The organism is Acidimicrobiales bacterium (assembly GCA_041394265.1).
GTDB lineage: Bacteria > Actinomycetota > Acidimicrobiia > Acidimicrobiales > SZUA-35 > JBBQUN01.
In genome coordinates this window covers 3,811,764-3,828,835 of record JAWKIO010000005.1, presented here as the reverse complement: position 1 = coordinate 3,828,835, position 17,072 = coordinate 3,811,764, and the positions used below count along the sequence as shown (strand labels likewise).

The 17,072-nt window shown below is 67.3% G+C and carries 12 protein-coding genes; 7 read left to right on the top strand and 5 right to left on the bottom strand.

Annotated features, from left to right (window positions below):
- Positions 1 to 4: 4 nt before the first annotated feature.
- From R2733_18505 to R2733_18490, 4 genes are all read right to left on the bottom strand, one after another.
- Positions 5 to 1,168 (bottom strand): LLM class flavin-dependent oxidoreductase, encoded by a 1,164-nt coding sequence (locus R2733_18505; protein ID MEZ5378502.1) that lies wholly within the window; start codon positions 1,166 to 1,168, stop codon positions 5 to 7.
- A 93-nt stretch (positions 1,169 to 1,261) separates the two neighbouring features.
- A complete protein-coding gene (locus tag R2733_18500) occupies positions 1,262 to 2,854 on the bottom strand; it encodes a helix-turn-helix domain-containing protein (GenBank protein MEZ5378501.1) in 1,593 nt (530 codons plus the stop codon).
- A 231-nt stretch (positions 2,855 to 3,085) separates the two neighbouring features.
- Complete coding sequence (locus R2733_18495) at positions 3,086 to 4,999, bottom strand: glycoside hydrolase family 3 N-terminal domain-containing protein (GenBank protein MEZ5378500.1); 1,914 nt, start codon at positions 4,997 to 4,999, stop codon at positions 3,086 to 3,088.
- Position 5,000: 1 nt separating this feature from the next.
- The gene (locus tag R2733_18490) at positions 5,001 to 6,443 is read right to left on the bottom strand and encodes a sulfatase-like hydrolase/transferase (GenBank protein MEZ5378499.1); all 1,443 of its coding nucleotides are present in this window, start codon (positions 6,441 to 6,443) and stop codon (positions 5,001 to 5,003) included.
- A gap of 134 nt (positions 6,444 to 6,577) precedes the next feature.
- Between R2733_18490 and R2733_18485 the strand changes: the two genes are divergently transcribed.
- The 3 genes from R2733_18485 to R2733_18475 all read left to right on the top strand — a co-directional run bounded on the left by R2733_18485 (position 6,578) and on the right by R2733_18475 (position 11,243).
- Positions 6,578 to 8,152 (top strand): AMP-binding protein, encoded by a 1,575-nt coding sequence (locus tag R2733_18485; protein MEZ5378498.1) that lies wholly within the window; start codon positions 6,578 to 6,580, stop codon positions 8,150 to 8,152.
- A 208-nt stretch (positions 8,153 to 8,360) separates the two neighbouring features.
- The gene (locus R2733_18480) at positions 8,361 to 10,079 is read left to right on the top strand and encodes an FAD-dependent oxidoreductase (GenBank protein ID MEZ5378497.1); all 1,719 of its coding nucleotides are present in this window, start codon (positions 8,361 to 8,363) and stop codon (positions 10,077 to 10,079) included.
- A gap of 153 nt (positions 10,080 to 10,232) precedes the next feature.
- Positions 10,233 to 11,243 carry a hypothetical protein gene (locus R2733_18475; GenBank protein MEZ5378496.1) on the top strand — a complete coding sequence of 337 codons (1,011 nt, stop codon included), beginning with the start codon at positions 10,233 to 10,235 and terminating at the stop codon, positions 11,241 to 11,243.
- Between the two features lie 34 nt (positions 11,244 to 11,277).
- On the opposite strand, the gene R2733_18470 is transcribed toward R2733_18475, so the two are convergent.
- Positions 11,278 to 12,810: an MDR family MFS transporter gene (locus R2733_18470; protein ID MEZ5378495.1), complete on the bottom strand. Its 1,533-nt coding sequence runs from the start codon at positions 12,808 to 12,810 to the stop codon at positions 11,278 to 11,280.
- 125 nt (positions 12,811 to 12,935) lie between these two features.
- On the opposite strand from R2733_18470, the gene R2733_18465 reads away from it, so the two are divergent.
- From R2733_18465 to R2733_18450, 4 genes are all read left to right on the top strand, one after another.
- Positions 12,936 to 14,684 (top strand): DUF2207 domain-containing protein, encoded by a 1,749-nt coding sequence (locus R2733_18465; protein MEZ5378494.1) that lies wholly within the window; start codon positions 12,936 to 12,938, stop codon positions 14,682 to 14,684.
- Positions 14,685 to 14,754: 70 nt separating this feature from the next.
- The gene (locus tag R2733_18460) at positions 14,755 to 15,318 is read left to right on the top strand and encodes a LemA family protein (protein MEZ5378493.1); all 564 of its coding nucleotides are present in this window, start codon (positions 14,755 to 14,757) and stop codon (positions 15,316 to 15,318) included.
- A gap of 197 nt (positions 15,319 to 15,515) precedes the next feature.
- The gene (locus R2733_18455; protein ID MEZ5378492.1) at positions 15,516 to 16,271 is read left to right on the top strand and encodes a crotonase/enoyl-CoA hydratase family protein; all 756 of its coding nucleotides are present in this window, start codon (positions 15,516 to 15,518) and stop codon (positions 16,269 to 16,271) included.
- 37 nt (positions 16,272 to 16,308) lie between these two features.
- Positions 16,309 to 17,067, top strand: coding sequence for a VOC family protein (locus R2733_18450; GenBank protein ID MEZ5378491.1), 759 nt, complete (start codon positions 16,309 to 16,311; stop codon positions 17,065 to 17,067).
- The last annotated feature ends 5 nt before the right edge of the window (positions 17,068 to 17,072 follow it).

The window sequence follows — 17,072 nt, the reverse complement described above, 5'->3', positions numbered from 1 at the left end:
TCGCTCAGTTCGCCGCCGGCTGACCGAAGTGTCGGTCGGTCGCGTCCTGCACGGCGCGCTCGACACGATCGCCGAGTTCCTCCCACTCGCCGATCGCCGTCTGCTCCGCCAGCTGCAGGCGGTTGGCCGATCCCTGGAACTTGGGGGCGACGTGTTGCGCGATCAGCTCGTAGCTGCGATGGACAGCATCCGGTCGAGCCCACTCGTGGTGCATGAGCAGGTAGCTGCCGAACCCGCCATTCGACTGCTTCATCAGGCGGTCGATCTGATCGATCGCCATGTCGGGTGTGCCGATCACCCCGAGCCCGGACTCGTTGACCCAATCGACTCGCTCCTCGAAGGTCTCACCGGCGGCCCGGAAGTGCGGGACGGCGAGGATCTTCTGGGTGTAGTGCGCCCAATCATTGAGGCCGTACTTCACGTCTTCGATCGCCTGTTCCTTGGTCTCGGCGATGTGCATCGGACCGACGAGCCGCCACTTGTCGCGATTGGCGACCGTGCCGAACTCCGCCGCCCGGGCTTCCATCACGTCCCAGTGATGGGCGAGGGCATCGAACCCGCCGGCCGCCGTGGCACCGATGGACAGCAGGCCAATACCGTGCTTGCCGGCGATGCGAGGCCCGGTCGGCGAGGCGATGGCGGCCACGCCGATGTCGAAGTCGCTGTAGGCCGAGTACTGAGAACGGGCGTTGCGCAGCTTGTAGCGCGGGGTCTCCACCGTGAGCGGCTCGTCGCTGCGGAGCAGATGCATCAGGACGTCGGTGTCCTCCTCGAGCGCGTTCCGCTGCTCCTCGACCTCGATGCCGATCATGCCGGCGTCGCCGGGAAGTGCCCCCGGTCCGAGCCCGAGCATGAAACGGCCGCGCAGCAGCATGTCGAGGAAAAGCGCTCGATCGGCGACCCATAGCGGGTTGTGATACGGGAGCGAAAGCACGCCGGTGCCCAGCTTGATGTGGCGAGTCTGGGGCGCGCAGAACGCGATGAACGACATGGGATCGGGAATGGTCTCGGTGCCGGCCGAATGGTGCTCGCCCACCCAGACTTCGTCGTAGCCGAGCCGATCGAGCAGCTGGATCACTTCCAGATCCCGCTGGTAGCCGGCGAGGGGACTCTGCCCCGCCATCGGATGGAACGGGGCCATGAAGATGCCGAACTTCAGACGGGACATAGCAAATACTCCTTCGATGTGACGGACGTCATAACACCCATCATCGATCACGTCGGCCCGCGGTGAGTGTCCGAATTCGCTACACCCGCCCGGTCAAGCGACGTCGATCTGGAAGGTCCGCATCTTGCGATAGAGCGTGGAACGGGCGAGTCCGAGAGCCGCGGCCGCCGCCACCTTGTTGCCCTCGTGCTCGTGCAACGCCCGCATGATCGCCTCACGCTCGGCCAACTCGATCGCGGTCCAGCGGTCGGTGACGTTGCGTTGACGGAACGAATCCGGCAGGTGGAACACCGAGAGGTCCATGTCGCCGGCGGCCGCCAACGCCACGGCCAACACCGAACGCAGCTCGCTGACGTTGCCGGGCCAGGAGTGATGGAGCAGCGCGGCCATGGCATCGGGCCGGACCTCGCGCCGGCGTCCCTCACACAGTTCTGCCATCAACGTTGCGGTCAGCAGCGGGAGGTCGTCGATTCTCCGCTCGAGGGATGGCACCTCGACCCGGTGACCAAAGCAGCGCACCGCCGGCGCGGCGTCGGCCGACTCATCGGCAGTGGCGACCACCCGCAGCGATCGGGCATCGGCGACGGCAAGCAACTCCTCGACCTGATCGATCGGCCAGCGACCGACCGAGCGAGCGACGACGGAGCCGCCATCGATCGTTTCGAGCTCTGCAGCGGATCGCACGACCGGCGTCGCTCCGTCAGGTCGGCCACCCCCGGCGACTGCCCGCGCCACGAAGTTCCGCCCGGCACCGTCGGGGCCGACGACCACGACATGAGGCTGATCGACGATGGCGGAACGCACCGCCCGCCGGAGCTGGTTGGACGCTCGCGACCGACCGATGATCACGCTCGACAGCGGATCGTGATCGATCACCCGGCGAGCCGGACGCTCGCCGTCAGCAGCGACACTCCGAACCTCGAGCAGCGCCGCACTCGGCGGCCGCTGATCGCCGATGGCCGATGCGGTGATGGTGAGGTCGCCCGATTGCTCGGAGGCGAATACCCGACTCGCTTCGCTTCGCGTGGACAGGGCGTCGAGCGCCCATTGCCAGAGGACGAATCGGTCCGCAGGCGGCACCAGCGCCTCGGCCGCAGCGTTCGCCATCACCAGGTCGGAGCTCACGGCGATGACACCGTGCGGTGTTCGCCTCGATCGGGTCAGGTAGGCGTCGAGGATGGTCCGCTCCCGCAGCGACGACGCCTCGAGCAGACGGCGCTCGATGTCGGCGACCGCATGTTGCAGCAGCGGTCGAAGCAGGTGCGTGGCCTCGTCGACGCTGCAGGTGACATTCAGGACGCCTTGGGCGACGTTCGTCGTGGGCAGCACGATGGGCGCCGCCACGCACACCAGCGACTGGAGGCACTCGCGGAAGTGCTCCGGTCCCCGGACTTCGAACAACCGCTTCTCCTCGGCGGCACAGCCGATGCCGTTCGTTCCGACGCCGTGCTCGGCGAACGAGAAGCCGGGGGCGACGTTGTAGCGATCGAGCGTTGGCAGGAACGATCGACAGGCCCAGCGCTGCACGATGTGCGCCTCGCTGTTGGCCAACAGGATGGTTGCCGAGGTGTCGGTGAGCTGCGAGACCAGCTGCTCGATGACCGGCACGGCAGCATCGAGCAATCGGTGAGGAGTGGGGACGGCGTCGTCATACGGCACCTCGACGCTGTCCGGCTCGACTCCCATGCGGCGAGACCGTCGCCAGGAGGTGGCGATGTCGCCCCGGACGGCGTCGAGGCTTGTGTCGGGTGCCGAGGCGCCCAGGAACTCGTCACGAGTCGATCTGATCGCGCCCGGGTCGCCGCGTCTGACCCGACCGGCCCCCAACGAATCGACACTGCGTGACAGTCGTGCCATCTCCCCTCCCCCGAGAAGTTGACGCGACCCTACTGCGACGTTCCGCGCCGTGCGTGGCGGTCAGGCGCTTGGCGCCCCTCCGCCTCCGTGGCCGTAGCGGAAGAGCGCGTCCTCGTCGCGACCGGGCTGATCGCACGGCGAGGCGTTCACCACGGCCATCGACGCTGGGAGCTGGAAGGGCAGCTGCCCAATGGCGGTCTCGACACCGGTGAGCACGTCGGCGAGTGCGTCGGCCGAGACCCCGAACTCGCCGAACACCGCCGCCGCCCGATCGCTCAGCTGGGTGAGGACGGCAGGTCGGTCGAGGTGGACCACGACAGTGGTCGGGACCCGGTCCAGCAAGCCGTCGAGTCGCTGCCAGTCGGCGTCGGCGGGATCGAAATCGAGGTCGCCCTCGGCCTGGCGGGAACCAAAGAAGAAACCCGGGTGCAGCATCCGCCGCGGCGCCCGAACCTGGACGACCGCACGGGTGGCCTTCGCCACGTCGTCGGTCACTTCGATGTCGCGCCGGGCAAGCGCGTCGGCCAGCTCGCCCTCCGCGAGGACGACATCGCTCCGCCCGATGAGCGGCTGGCGGTCGCCGGTCAGCATGACGAGGGCCTGACGCTCGGCGGTGGCGGCGGCTGCGGCGTCGTGGGGCCGGCGAATGGCGGCGTCGACGGCGGCAACATCGACGATCGGGTCGTCGAACAACCCGAGTTCGAATTTCACCACCAACACCTGCCGAGCGGCGGCGTCGAGGCGCTCGAGCGAGATCAGTCCGTCGGCAACCGCCTGGCGCAACGGGGCAGGATCGTCCTCGCCACCGATCTGATCGACACCGGCATTGATGCACGCGGCGAATCGCTCGGTGCGGCTGAGGTCCTCGACACCCCACGGCATCGCGATGTCGGCCGGGGTCTGCGGTGGCTCACCAGTGCGCCCCGAGTCGGTGAGGTCGCGTGTGATCGCCCAGTCCGACAGCACCAGTCCGTCGAAGCCAAGCCCACATCTCAGCAGCCCGTCGATGAGCTGCCGGTTGAACCCGGCGCCGACCGGTTCGACCGGTTCACCGTCGAGTTCGAGTCCTTCGAGGATGTTGTAAGTCGGCATGACACCGGCCACCTTTGCGTCGAAGGCATCCCGGAACGCGTCGACGTGATCGTCGAAGGCGGCGGCCGGGAAGGCAGAGAACCGTCCGTAGTGGTTGTGGCCGTCGAATCCATCGCGGGCGGCGCCGTAGCCCACCCAATGCTTCACGACGGCGGCCACGCCGTCGCGTCCCGCGCCCGACCGGCCGCCCTGCACGCCCTCCACGTAGGCCCCGACGAGCTCACGGGCAAGGGTGGCGTTCTCGCCGAACGTGCCGGCGATGCGAGACCACAGCGGATTGGTGGCCAGGTCGGCCTGCGGGGCCAGCGACATGTGGAAGCCGACGGCTCGGTACTCGGCTCGCACACAGTCACCGAACTGGCGGACCAGGTCGGCGTCTCTCAGCGCAGCGAGGCCGAGAGTCTCGGGCCAGATGGTGAAGCCGTCGACGGCGACGCTGGCGCCGATCACCTCGCCGAGGTGGTGGCGCGGGTCACTGCTCACGGTCATCGGGATTCCCAACCGTCCCTCGGCAGCAAGTACCTGGAGGCGGTTGTTCTCCTCGGCCAGTGCGGGAGGCGCAGCACCGAGCCGGCAGATCATCGAGGTGATCGCGTCGTCGTGCACGAGCGGCTTCAGCGCATCGAGGTCATAGTGGTCACCCACGCCGATTGCCCCGAGCGGCCCGACCGAGAAGGCACTCCCATGGAGCAGCGTGCCGATCTTCTCGTCGGTCGTCATCCGAGCGAGGAGGTCGTCGGCCCGTTCGGCGGTGGGAAGCCGCCAATCCTCGTAGGGAGCGAGTCGACCATCGTGGTCCAGATCACGGAACACCATCCCGTCGACCTCGATGGTTGCGAGGGCACCGGCGGTGGCAGCGCTCACGGGTGATGAAGTGGTCATGTCAGGCTCCGTTCGAACCGGTGGTGGGGAGGTCGATCGTGGGGAACCGCGGGTCGGCATTCCATGGCACGACGTCGCCCGTCGCCACCAGCCACCGCAACAACTCGTCGCGGAGGTCGTGCTCGGTCGGAGCGTGATCGGCCAGCCCGGCCAGATTGTGCAGCTCTTCGGGATCGGCGTGTCGGTCGTAGAGCTCGGGCGGCTCGTGGAGACGCCAGACGTAGGTCCAGTCCTTCGAGCGGATGGCCACTGCCTTGCCAACGGCATCGGGCCGGTCGTGTTGCGCCCGACCCTTGAGGTCGTACGGGTACGCGGGCCGCTCGAGGAGGGGCTCCTCCGCCACGAGGAAGCCACCTTCGGTGAACGCGAACTCGCGGTGCGGCGCGTCGCTCCCGTCGAGCAGAGGGACGAGGCTGCGACCGAAGTGGGTGTAGTCCGCTTCGATACCGGCCAGCTCGTGGACCGTGGGGACCAGATCCACCATCTCGACCATCTGATCGACCACGACGCCCGGTGCGACAGACGGGCCGGCGATGACGAACGGGTCACGGGCGAGACAGTCGTGGAGCCCCGACGGCCACTTCTCGATCAGGTCGTAGTCGCCGAGGTACTCGCCGTGATCGCTGAAGAAGATGACATGGGTATCGGGCTCATCACCGAGGGCGGCGACCAGGCGCCCGACATGCCAATCGAGCCGCGACACCATGCCGTGGTAGGTGGCGGCGATCTCACGCCACTGCTCGTCGGTGAGGCGATCGGTGCCGTAGGTGTTGCGCAGATGCTGCATGTAGGCGGGCTCGTGTCCCGATTGCACGTGAGGGCGACGTTCGGGCATCGCGGCGCGATCGTGCATCGAGAACCACGGTTCCTCCACGCCGAAAGGACAGTGGGGGAAGATCAACGGGACGTAGAGCATCCACGGCGAGTCCGTCGGCCGGCGATCGAGCCATGCTTCGGCGGAGCGGACCGCGGCCTCGTCGAAGTCGTTGTCGCCGTCTCTCTCGCCGACGTAGAACGCCCTCGCCATCGGGTCGTCGTGGTCGAGTTCCTGCATCGCGCTCATCATCGACACGGTGGGCGGCTCGGCCCACCCGTACTCGTGGCAACTGACCTCGGTGGCACCCGGTGCCCAGGTGTCGCCACGTGCTCCAGCGTGCGCCACTCGATAGCCGCTCTGCTTCAGCGTCTTCAACAGATTCGGGTCTTCGGGCCGGAGCAGGTTCGTGAGGCTCCGGAATCCATGGACGTGGGGATACCAGCCGGTGAGGAACGAAACTCGACTCGGCGAGCAGACCGTGTGCTGGACGAAGGCGTTCGTGAATCGAGCACCGCGTGCGGCGAGGGCGTCGATGTTCGGGGTCGAAGCCAGCTCGGACCCGAACGCTCCCACCGCGTCGGCGCGCAGTTGGTCGGCGATGATGACGACGAAGTTGGGCTGGCTCACGATGTGCTCCTCCGGCTGGCGCGGGGTCGCCTGCTCGGCCCCATGATGGCCGCTGGTCGCCGACGGTTGCCCGACCCAGGGGGTTGCGGGCCGAACACATGACGAGCGTCGACCGGATGTTCTAAACAGTGGGCATGGCCACCACCTCGCAACCAACCGGCGCAACGTACACCCAGGTCGTCCTCAACGTCCTTCGGCGATTCCCCGATCGTCAGCTGTTCATCGACCCTCATCGCACCTGGACCTACCGTGAAACCGCCGATGCGCTCAGCCAGTGGGTGTCGCTCCTGCGTTCGCGAGGGCTCCAGCACGGTGAGGGTGTCGGCGTGTTGTCGCCGAACCGGGCCGAGGTCTGGCTCGCCCAGACGGCGCCGGCGTTCGCCGGTGGCCGATACACGGCGCTGCACCCGCTCGGATCACTCGACGACCACATCTATTCCTGTGACGATGCCGAACTGAAGTTCCTCTTCGTCGACCCGGCCTACGCCGCACGCGGTGCCGAGTTGCTCGCCCGCTGCCCGGGCCTCGAACAGGTCTTCTACCTCGGCCCAACCGATCAGGCGACCGGCGAGGAGCTGGCTCCGGCGCTCGAATCGATCGAGCCGGGTCCGCTCGACGCCGGACCACACACGCCCGACGACATCGCCTGGCTGCTCTACACCGGCGGCACCACCGGGGTGCCGAAGGCGGCGATGCTCACCGAACGTGGCCTGGCCCAGATGACCTTCAGCGTGTCGGTGGGCTGGGACCTCCCCGCCGAGCGTCGCTATCTGGCGGTCGCACCGATCAGCCACGCCGCCGGAATGCTCGTGGTGCCAACGATGATGGCGGGTGGCACGGTCGTGCTCCAGGCCGGGTTCAACCCGGGCAACTGGCTCCAGGCGATCGCCGACGAGAGCATCACCCTCAGCCTGCTCGTGCCCACGATGATCTACGCCGTGCTCGACCACCCCGATCTCGAGTTCGCCGATTTGTCCACCCTCGAAACCGTGATGTACGGGGCCTCGCCGATGTCGCCCACTCGTTTGGTCGAGGCGATCGAGCGGATCGGTCCGGTCTTCGCCCAGCTGTACGGGCAGACCGAATGTGCAGGTACCGCCACCGCCTTCTGGCGCTCACAGCACGACGTGAACGATCTGGTGCGCCTCACGTCGTGTGGCATGCCGATGCCCGGCAACCGGGTCGAGGTCCTCGATGACAACCACCAGCCCGTGGCGCCCGGCGAAGCGGGCGAGATCTGCGTGCAGGGGCCAACCGTCATGACCGGCTACTGGAAGCAGCCCGAGCTCACCGCCGAGACGATCATCGACGGATGGCTCCACACCGGCGACATGGCCACCGTCGACGCCGACGGGTTCATCACCATCGTCGACCGCAAGAAAGACATGATCGTGTCGGGCGGGTTCAACGTGTTCCCCCGCGAGATCGAAGACGTGCTGACCTCCGACCCGTCGGTCTCGGCAGCAGCGGTCATCGGGGTCCCCGACGACAAGTGGGGTGAAGCGGTCACCGCCCTCGTGGTCGCCAAGCCCGGCGCCACCGTCGACCCGGCCGCGCTCACGGCGCTGGTGAAGGAACGCAAGGGCCCGGTGTACGCACCGAAGACGGTCGAGATCGTCGACGCCTTGCCGCTCACCGCCGTCGGCAAGGCCGACAAGAAGGTCCTCCGCGCCCGCTACTGGTCCGACGCCCAACGCGCCGTCAACTGACCCCTCCCACCGCACCTCACTCAGCCCCTCGGTCGCCCCGTTCTGTGCGTCAAACACCTCGCGATCACCGTTCTGTGCGTCAAACTTCCCGGCTGCGGGAACTCTGACCCACAGAACGGGGGGTGGCGGTGAGAATGACGCACAGAACGGGAGGACCGGGACCAACGCCCCTAGTGAATGTACGGACAATGTGCGTACCGTCGTCGCCATGTCCGAACCCAAGAAGGTCATCATCGTCGGAGGCGTTGCCGGCGGGGCGAGCGTGGCGGCTCGAGCTCGTCGGCTGTCCGAGGACGCTCACATCATCGTGCTGGAGCGAGGCAGCTTCGTCTCCTATGCCAACTGTGGCCTTCCCTTCCACATCAGCGGAGAGATCGAGCGGCGTGAGGACCTGCTCGTCCAGACACCGGAGGGGCTGAAGAACCGCTTCGGCCTCGACGTGCGAACCCAGACCGAAGCGCTGTCGATCGATCGGGAACACCGCACGGTCGAGATCAAGGACCTCATCTCCGGCGAGGTGTACACCGAGAGCTACGACGACCTCGTGCTCGCGCCTGGCGCCGGCGCCGTGAGCCCGCCCATCCCCGGCATCGACCGACCCGGCAACTTCGCCCTGCGGTGGATCCCCGACATGGACGCCGTCATCAACTGGAACAACACCATCAAGCCGAAGCACGCCACCGTCGTCGGGGCCGGGTTCATCGGCCTCGAGATGGTCGAGCAACTCACGAGTCTCGGCATGTCGGTCACCGTGATCGAAGCGGCACCCCAGGTCATGGGGGCGATCGACGAAGACATGGCCTTCTGGGTGCAGCGGCAGCTCGAAGACCACGGGATCGACGTTCGGGTCGACACGACGGTCGTGGCGTTCGAGGAGCCGGCCGAGGGGGAGGATGCCGCGGCCTCCACGCTCGTGCTGTCGAACGGCGACCGAGTCCCGACCGACCTCGTGATGCTGAGCCTCGGTGTCAAGCCCGAGGTCGCCCTCGCCCGGGACTGCGGGCTCGACGTCGGTGACCTCGGCGGCATCCGCGTGAACCAGCACATGCGCACCAACGATCCCCACATCTGGGCCGTCGGCGATGCGATCGAGGTCCGCAATCCGGTCACCCAGGACTGGTCGCTGATCCCGCTCGCCGGGCCGGCCAACCGTCAGGGCCGGGTGGCCGCCGACAACGTCATGGGTCGGCCGTCTCGGTACCGCGGCACATGGGGCACGGCGATCGTGCGAGTGTTCGACCTGACGATCGCCGCCACGGGCCTGAGCGAGCGACTGCTACGCCGAGCCGGCATCGCCTTCGAGACCGTGCACGTCCATCCGCTCTCCCATGTCGGCTACTACCCGGGCGCCAAGATGCTCGACATGAAGCTCGTGTTCTCGGCCGAGGACGGGACGATCTACGGCGCCCAAGTGGTCGGCGACGAGTCGGCTGCTCGTCGGCTCGACGTACTCGCCACTGCCATTCAGGGCGGGTTGTCGGTCGACGACGTCGCCCAGCTCGAGCTCTGCTACGCCCCGGCCTACGGCGCCCCGAAGGACCCGGTCAACCTGCTCGCCATGGCCGCACGCAACATCGTCAACGACGACGTCGAGATCGCCCACTGGTACGAGGTCGACCATCTCGACGACGACACCGTGCTCCTCGACGTGCGCAGCGCCTCGGAGCGGGCGACCAGCAGCATCCCGGGTTCGATCCACATCCCGCTCGACGAACTGCGCGACCGGATCGACGAGCTCGTTCCCCACAAGCGGATCATCATCCACTGCTTCTCCGGTCAACGGTCGTACTTCGCCTATCGCATGCTCCGCCTCCGTGGTTTCGATGTCCGGAATCTGACCGGCGGCATCCGGAGCTGGCAGGCGGCCAAGCCCGAGCGCGACCGCCAAGCCCCGTCGCAGGAGTACATCAGCGCCCTCGCCCGCTGACCCCTCCCCCGTTCTGTGCGCCAAACACGTCGGGTTCCCCCGTTCTGTGCGTCAAAGTTCCCGCAGCCGGGAAGTTTGACGCACAGAACGGGGATGGCGGGGAGAATGACGCACAGTTCGAAGTGAGGACGGGGCTGGGGTAGACATGGCGCCATGACGACGCCCGACCCTCGTGACGAGCGCTTCCATCCCGTCGGCGACGACGGCGCCTGGAGCGAGAGCTACTACTTCAACTTCGTCGATCCCGAGTCGGGCATCGGCGCCTTCACTCGCATGGGGTTCCGGCCGAACGACGGATGGGCCGATGCCCTCCACGCGGTTTATCTCCCCGAGGGTCGGGTGGCGTTCACCTACGGACGACGGACCGACCTCACCCCGGCGCTCATCGATTCGATGGGTGACGCCGACCCCCAGGTCGCCAACCTCACCCTCCGCCGGGGCGAGCCGTTCCAGCAGTGGTCGATCGTGTATTCGGGTGAGGCGAAGGTGATGGACGACCCGACCGTCATGCTCCTCGCCACCAAGGACCGGCCCGAGGGCTGGTCGGTCGAGCAGCAGCTCGAGATGGACATCTCCTTCGAGGCGCTCAGCGAACCGCACTACGCCGTCGGCGGCTCGCAGGGTCACTTCGAACAGACCGGACGGGCGACCGGCGTGATCCGCCTCGGCGACGATGCATGGACGGTCGACGCCTATGGCGTCCGCGACAAGTCGTGGGGGCCACGCACGTGGCAGGCGCCGAGCGGCTCGAAGTCGAAGTCGTCGGAGCCCGAGGCCGTTTCCAGCGGGCTGTTCATCAACTGGTTCTCGATGAACTTCGGACCCGATCTCGCGCTGGGCGGTACCTGCGGCCGCACGGCCGATGGCACGTTCCGCGGCAAGGGTTGGATCCAGCGCGACGGCGAGACGCTGTCGCTCGACGACGTGAGCATGACCACGGTCCTCGACCCCGACAACCCGCTCCTCCACCAGACCGTGCAGCTCGTCGGTACCGACAGCAACGGCCAGTCGATCACGGTCGACGGCGAGGTGCTCACCATCTGCCCGACCAAGGTGCCCCGCCGCGACGGCGTCACCTTCATCAACGAGGGACTGGCTCGCTTCACCACCGACGGCCGTGTCGGCTTCGGCATCGCCGAGCACTGGCACGCCGTACCGCGCTGAGAGCCCGTCTGCCCAACCCCGATCCGTCGGATCCTCAGGTCTCCGAAGGTGCCGGCTCCTGGGCGGCCAGCGCAGTCGTGGTGCGCAGCTCGAGCTCGGGGAGGAACCAGACAGCCACGGTGAAGATGGCCATCACCGGCAGCGCAGCCAGGAAGACCGAGTGGCTTGCGACCGCCACCGCCGATTCGACGGCCTCACGGAGTGACGGGTCGAGCGCCTTGATGTTCTCCGGCGTGGACAACAACTCGCTCGGGTCGATACCGGCCTCGGTGCGGGCCAGCTCGCTGGTGATCCGGCTCGTGAGGAGCGCACCGTAGGCGCCGACGCCGAGTGTCTGACCGAGTGTGCGGAAGAAGTTGACGGCCGCAGTGCCCGCTCCGAGATCGGGAAGGGCGAGCGAGTTCTGTGTGGCGGTGGTCATGGTCGGGAACGCCGTTCCCATCGAGGCGCCGAGGATGGCCAAGAACGGGATGGCCGAGACTGCTCGGCTGTCGGCGTCGAGAAAGGTGAAGGCAACGAGCGCCAGCAGTGACATGGCGGGCGCTACCAGCAGCAGGCGTCGGTACCTGCCCGTTCCCGTCGTGATCCGCCCGGCGGTATAGGACCCGACCGTCACGAAGATACTCATCGACGCAATGATCAGCCCGGCCCGAGTCGGCGACTCCCCCAGCGAAACCTGGAAGTACAGCGGGAAGAAGGCGAGTACGCCCATCGCGGCGATGCCATAGACCGCATTGCCCGTGATCAGGATCGCAAAGGTCGGGTTCGAGAACAGGCGCATCGGTAGTAGCGGCTCGGGCGCTCGCCGCTCCCAGAACACGAAAGCAACAGCGCCTACGGCAGCCGCAGCCAGCAGGGCCACGACCTGCACCGAGCTCCAGGGGTAGGTCTCGCCACCGAGCGCCAGGCCGACGATCAGCGCCGTCACCGCAGTCACCAGCACCAGCGCCCCGACGAAGTCGAGCCGGTGCTCACGCACCGGCAGTCGGAACGTCAGGTTGCGATGGATGATCGACACGGCCAGCAGTCCGAGCGGCAGGTTGATCAGGAAGATCCAGCGCCACGAAGCAACGTCGACGAAGAGGCCGCCGATCACCGGGCCAACGATGGAGGAGAAGGTGAAGTTCATCGTGTAGTACGCCATGTAGCGACCACGCTCACGCGGCGAGAAGATGTCGCCGATCACGATGAACCCCATCGCCATGAGTCCGCCACCGCCGATGCCCTGCAGCCCGCGCGACACGATCAGCTGCCACATCGTCTGCGACGCCGCCGCCATCACCGAGGTGACCACGAAGATGCCGAGCGCCGCCTCGGTGAGTGCCCGCCGTCCGTAGAGATCGCTCAACTTGCCGTACAGCGGTGTTGCGGCGACCGAACCGAGGAGGTAGGCGGTGAGCACCCACGGCAATTGGTCGATGCCACCGAGGTCACCGGCAATGGTGGGCAGCGCGGTGGAGACGGCGGTCCCGTCGAGGGATGACAAGAAGGTGGAAACCAACATGCCGACGAAGATGCGGTGCGTCTGCGATCGGGTCAGGCCCGACGCCGAGGTGTCGACGGTCACGTCCGCAGCCTGCCAGGTGCCGGCGCCGCGAGCGAAACGATGGTGCGTTTGCGGCGACGATCGACGTGATCCGGTGTTGAATTCCTGTTGAGCATGGCCAACGAGGTCGAGCGTAGGCTCACGACATGAAGCGACTCGTGGCGTGCCTCATCGGCCTGGTCGTGATCACGTTCGGCCTGTTCCTCCCTGGCCTGATTCCCACCAGCGACAACCCCGCGGCGTCCACCTTCGAGCCGACCACCATCACGTCGTACGTCGCCGACTTCGACCTCGCCGCCGACGGACGGCTGGAGGTCGTGGAAACCTTGACGGTCGACTTCCCCCGCTCCCCCAGCCTGCACGGCATCTTCCGCTTCTGGGATCGCTATGACAACAACGACACCAGCGCTCGTCGCAACGTCGAGGACATCTCGATCACGATGGACGGCGCGCCGGTCCGAGTCGATATGTCGAGCAAGGACCGCGGGCGCTACACCGTGGCCCGCGTCGGCTCACCCGATGCCTACGTGTCCCCCGGCCAGCACATCTACCAGATCGCCTACGCCATCGACGGTGTCATCATCGATGGCGAAGGCGAGCGACCATCCGCCTTCTACTGGAACCTGATCCCGGCCGGCTGGGCGCAGCGCATCGACTCGGCCGACCTCACCGTGCACCTGCCCGCCGCCGCCGAGGCCATCCGATGTGGCGTCGGACTGGGGACCGAACCACCGGCCTGTGACCTGACGGGAGCGGGCACGTCCGAGCTGGCCGTCCATGCCGCCGATCTCGGACCCAACACGCCCGTCACTCTTCGCACCTCGCTCTCGATCCCGCGCCCGGCGAGCGGCAACGCTCTCCCGTGGCCGGCTCGGTTCGATCCGGTCCTCGGCACCCATCCGTTCCTGATCGGATTGGTGGCACTCCTGACCGCCGGAACCAGCGCGCTCGGTCTCTCCGCTGCCCGGCGATCGGTCGAGATCACACCGCCGTTCCCACTGATGTACGCACCTCCGGACGGCATCGGCCCGGCGCAGGCGTCATACGTCCTCGAGGAGAGCAACCGCGACGACGCCTATGTCGCCACCCTCATGCTGGCCGCCGAGAAGCGAGCGATCGATCTGCACCACGATGCGTCCGGCTGGGCCATCACCAACCGCAACGACCCAGCGGCGTGGGCCCAACTCGACCCGGTCACCCAGGGCATCACGCATCTCATCGGATCTGGCACCTTCACGGCCAAGAAGAAGGACGTCACCGGCGGCAAGAAGCTCAAGGCCGAGATGTCCCGATTCGGCGGTGACGTGAAGAACTGGGCGCGCCAGTCCGGCAATCTCGACACCGCCGGTCTCGGCGACTTCGGGCGGTTCCTCGTCATCGCCGCCGCAGCGATCATGGTCGTCATCGGCATCTGGAACCCGTTCTCGATGTCGCTGCTCGGGCTCATCCCGGGCGGTTTCGCAGCCGGCGCCGCCTCCCTGCTCCTCCCCGGTGCCTCGACGCTACGCACCGCCAAGGGACGCGAGTTGTGGTCTCGCGTCGGCGGCTTCCACCGGATTCTCTCGACCCCGTCCAGTGTCGACCGCTTCGACTTCGCGGGGCGCCAGGAGCTCTATCTCGCCTACCTGCCATGGGCGGTGGCCTTCGGTTGTGCCGACAACTGGGCCTCGAAGTACCGCACCGAGATGGGCACCGAACCGCCGCTCCCCATCTACTTCGGGCCCGGCCACTACAGCATGACCTCCAGCCAGTTCGCGAGCTCGATGGTGCGCGACTTCCAGTCGACGCTGAGCAGCGCGATCTCGTCCTACGAAGCCACACAAAGCAGTTCGAGCAGCGGCGGCGGCTTCTCCGGCGGCGGCGGTGGCGGCGGCGGTGGAGGTGGCTCATGGTGACCATCGACCCGAACCGCCCGACGCTGCCACCACCAATCCTCGACCAGCCAACAACCAAGGGAATGCGACCATGATCTACGTCATCATCCTCGTGGTGCTGATCGCCCTCGTGGCGTTCGGTGCCAGCGGGTTCAACCGACTCCGTCGAGCCGACATCAGCGCCCAAGAGGCGCTCGGCGGCATCGACGTCCAACTCACTCGCCGTGCCGATCTCCTCCCCAACCTGGTCGAGACGGTCAAGGGCTACGCCGGGCACGAGAAGGAGGTGCTCGAGGAGATCACGCGGGCTCGCACCCGCCTGGCCGCTGCGGCGAAGGGCGATGACGTCACCGCCAAGGCCGCCGCCGATGCTCAGCTCCAGAACGCGCTGGTGAATGTCAACGCCGTCGCCGAGGCGTACCCCGACCTCAAGGCGAACACGAACTTCCTCGACCTCCAGCGCCAACTGGCCGAGACCGAGAACCAGATCTCGTTCGCCCGCCAGTACTACAACGATGCCGTCGCCACGCTCAACAAGCTGGTGTCGACCATCCCCTGGATGTTCTTCTCAGGCATCGCCGGCGTCGGCCAGCGGACCTTCTACGAGGCACCCGACGGCCAACAGCAGGCGCCGACCATCTCGTTCGGCAACTGACCACCTACCCGTACCCCCACCCACCCGTACCCCCACCCCAAGCAACTTTGGAGAGTTGATGCCGCTGAGAGGTGTCGGGACGCCAGAGTTGCCCTGGCACCCGGCCGTGGAGGCGGAGGGGAGAAGCGGCCTTCGAGCTGGCGAGGGGGCTGTGTTAGCGTCACCGCTCGTTCGATCCCTACCCAAGGAGACCCCCGATGTCCGACGATGCCGTCCTGACCGAGCGCCGCGGTCGCGTGATGATCATCACGCTCAACCGCCCCGACGCCATGAACTCGATCAACGGCGCGCTGTCGGCCGGGCTGGTCGCCGCCATCGCCGAACTCGACGGCGATGACTCGCTGACCGCCGGCGTACTCACCGGCAACGGCCGCGGTTTCTGCGCCGGCATGGACCTCAAGGCGTTCGCCGCCGGTGAGGACATCGGGCCCATGATGCAGTTCATCCGTCACGGTTCGGAGAAGCCGCTGATCGGCGCGGTCGAGGGCTTCGCCTTGGCCGGCGGCCTCGAACTCGCCCTCACCTGCGACCTGCTCGTCGCGGCCGAGAATGCTTCGTTCGGCATCCCCGAGGTCAAGGTCGGACTGTTCGCAGCCGGCGGCGGCCTCCAGCGGCTCCCCGGTCGGGTCGGCTTCGCCAAGGCCATGGAGATGGCGCTCACCGCAGAGGCGATCAAGGCCGACGAGGCGCTCCAGTCGGGCCTGGTATCGCGAGTGGCGCCCAAGGGATCGGCAGTCGACGTCGCCATCGAGCTGGCCGAGGCGATCGCCAAGAACGCCCCGCTCGGCGTGAAGGCGTCCAAGAAGCTCATCTGGACCGCGGTCGATGCCTCCGAGGAGGACTTCTACGCCATCCAGGCACCGCTCCAGCAGTCGGTGTTCAGCTCGAACGACGCCAAGGAAGGACCCGCAGCGTTCGCCCAGAAGCGGGCGCCGGAGTGGTCCGGCAGCTGACGACTGCTGCACCCATCGGCGCATCTACGCTGCGCCGATGGGTGTGCATTGGCTGACCGCGTTCATCGACCACTCCGCAGCATCGGCTGGGGACGAGCTCCGATTCTGGCAGGTCGCCACGAACTCGGCCTTGTCGGCCCGTCGTGGCGATCGCGGCCAATTCGCCACCTTCGTGCCCAGCGACGGCGACGCCTTCCTTCGAGTGCAAGAGACCGACAGCGGCGATGTCGGTGTCCACCTCGACCTACACGTCGACTCGGTTGACAACGAGACGATCCGATCCCTCCGGCTCGGTTCGACGCTGATCGATCGGGTCGACGACGGCCTGGCCGTCATGCGGTCGCCGCGCGGTATGACCTTCTGCCTGGTCCAGCACCACGGTGAGGCGCAGCGCCCCTCGCCGGTCGAGGTTTCCCATCTGGGCGTCGTCTACCTGCTCGATCAGATCAGCATCGACATCCCACACGACGCGTTCGACGACGAGTGTCGATTCTGGTCGGATCTCACCGGATGGCCGATCCACGGAGGCTCGGTCCCGGAGTTCCGGGTGCTCCAACGGCCCGACGGCATGGCGCTGCGCATCCTCCTCCAGCGCCTCGACGACGACGATCCTGCCACCCTCGCCCGCGCCCATCTCGACTTCGCTGTCGGCGAACACGGCGACGCCATCGCTGCGTGGCACCAGACACTGGGCGCGACCTTCGCCCGACAGGGCAGACGCTGGATCACGCTCACCGACCCGGCCGGTCTCCCCTACTGCCTCACCGAACGCGACCCAGTCACCGGCACGCTCTGACAGCA

Bases quoted from the DNA above. Each gene is read 5' to 3' on its own strand.
- R2733_18465 (MEZ5378494.1), top strand. From the start codon at position 12,936: ATGAAGCGACTCGTGGCGTGCCTCATCGGCCTGGTCGTGATCACGTTC.
- R2733_18460 (MEZ5378493.1), top strand. From the start codon at position 14,755: ATGATCTACGTCATCATCCTCGTGGTGCTGATCGCCCTCGTGGCGTTC.
- R2733_18480 (MEZ5378497.1), top strand. From the start codon at position 8,361: ATGTCCGAACCCAAGAAGGTCATCATCGTCGGAGGCGTTGCCGGCGGG.
- R2733_18505 (MEZ5378502.1), bottom strand. From the start codon at position 1,168: ATGTCCCGTCTGAAGTTCGGCATCTTCATGGCCCCGTTCCATCCGATG.
- R2733_18500 (MEZ5378501.1), bottom strand. From the start codon at position 2,854: ATGGGAGTCGAGCCGGACAGCGTCGAGGTGCCGTATGACGACGCCGTC.
- R2733_18450 (MEZ5378491.1), top strand. From the start codon at position 16,309: ATGGGTGTGCATTGGCTGACCGCGTTCATCGACCACTCCGCAGCATCG.
- R2733_18475 (MEZ5378496.1), top strand. From the start codon at position 10,233: ATGACGACGCCCGACCCTCGTGACGAGCGCTTCCATCCCGTCGGCGAC.
- R2733_18485 (MEZ5378498.1), top strand. From the start codon at position 6,578: ATGGCCACCACCTCGCAACCAACCGGCGCAACGTACACCCAGGTCGTC.
- R2733_18455 (MEZ5378492.1), top strand. From the start codon at position 15,516: ATGTCCGACGATGCCGTCCTGACCGAGCGCCGCGGTCGCGTGATGATC.
- R2733_18495 (MEZ5378500.1), bottom strand. From the start codon at position 4,999: ATGACCACTTCATCACCCGTGAGCGCTGCCACCGCCGGTGCCCTCGCA.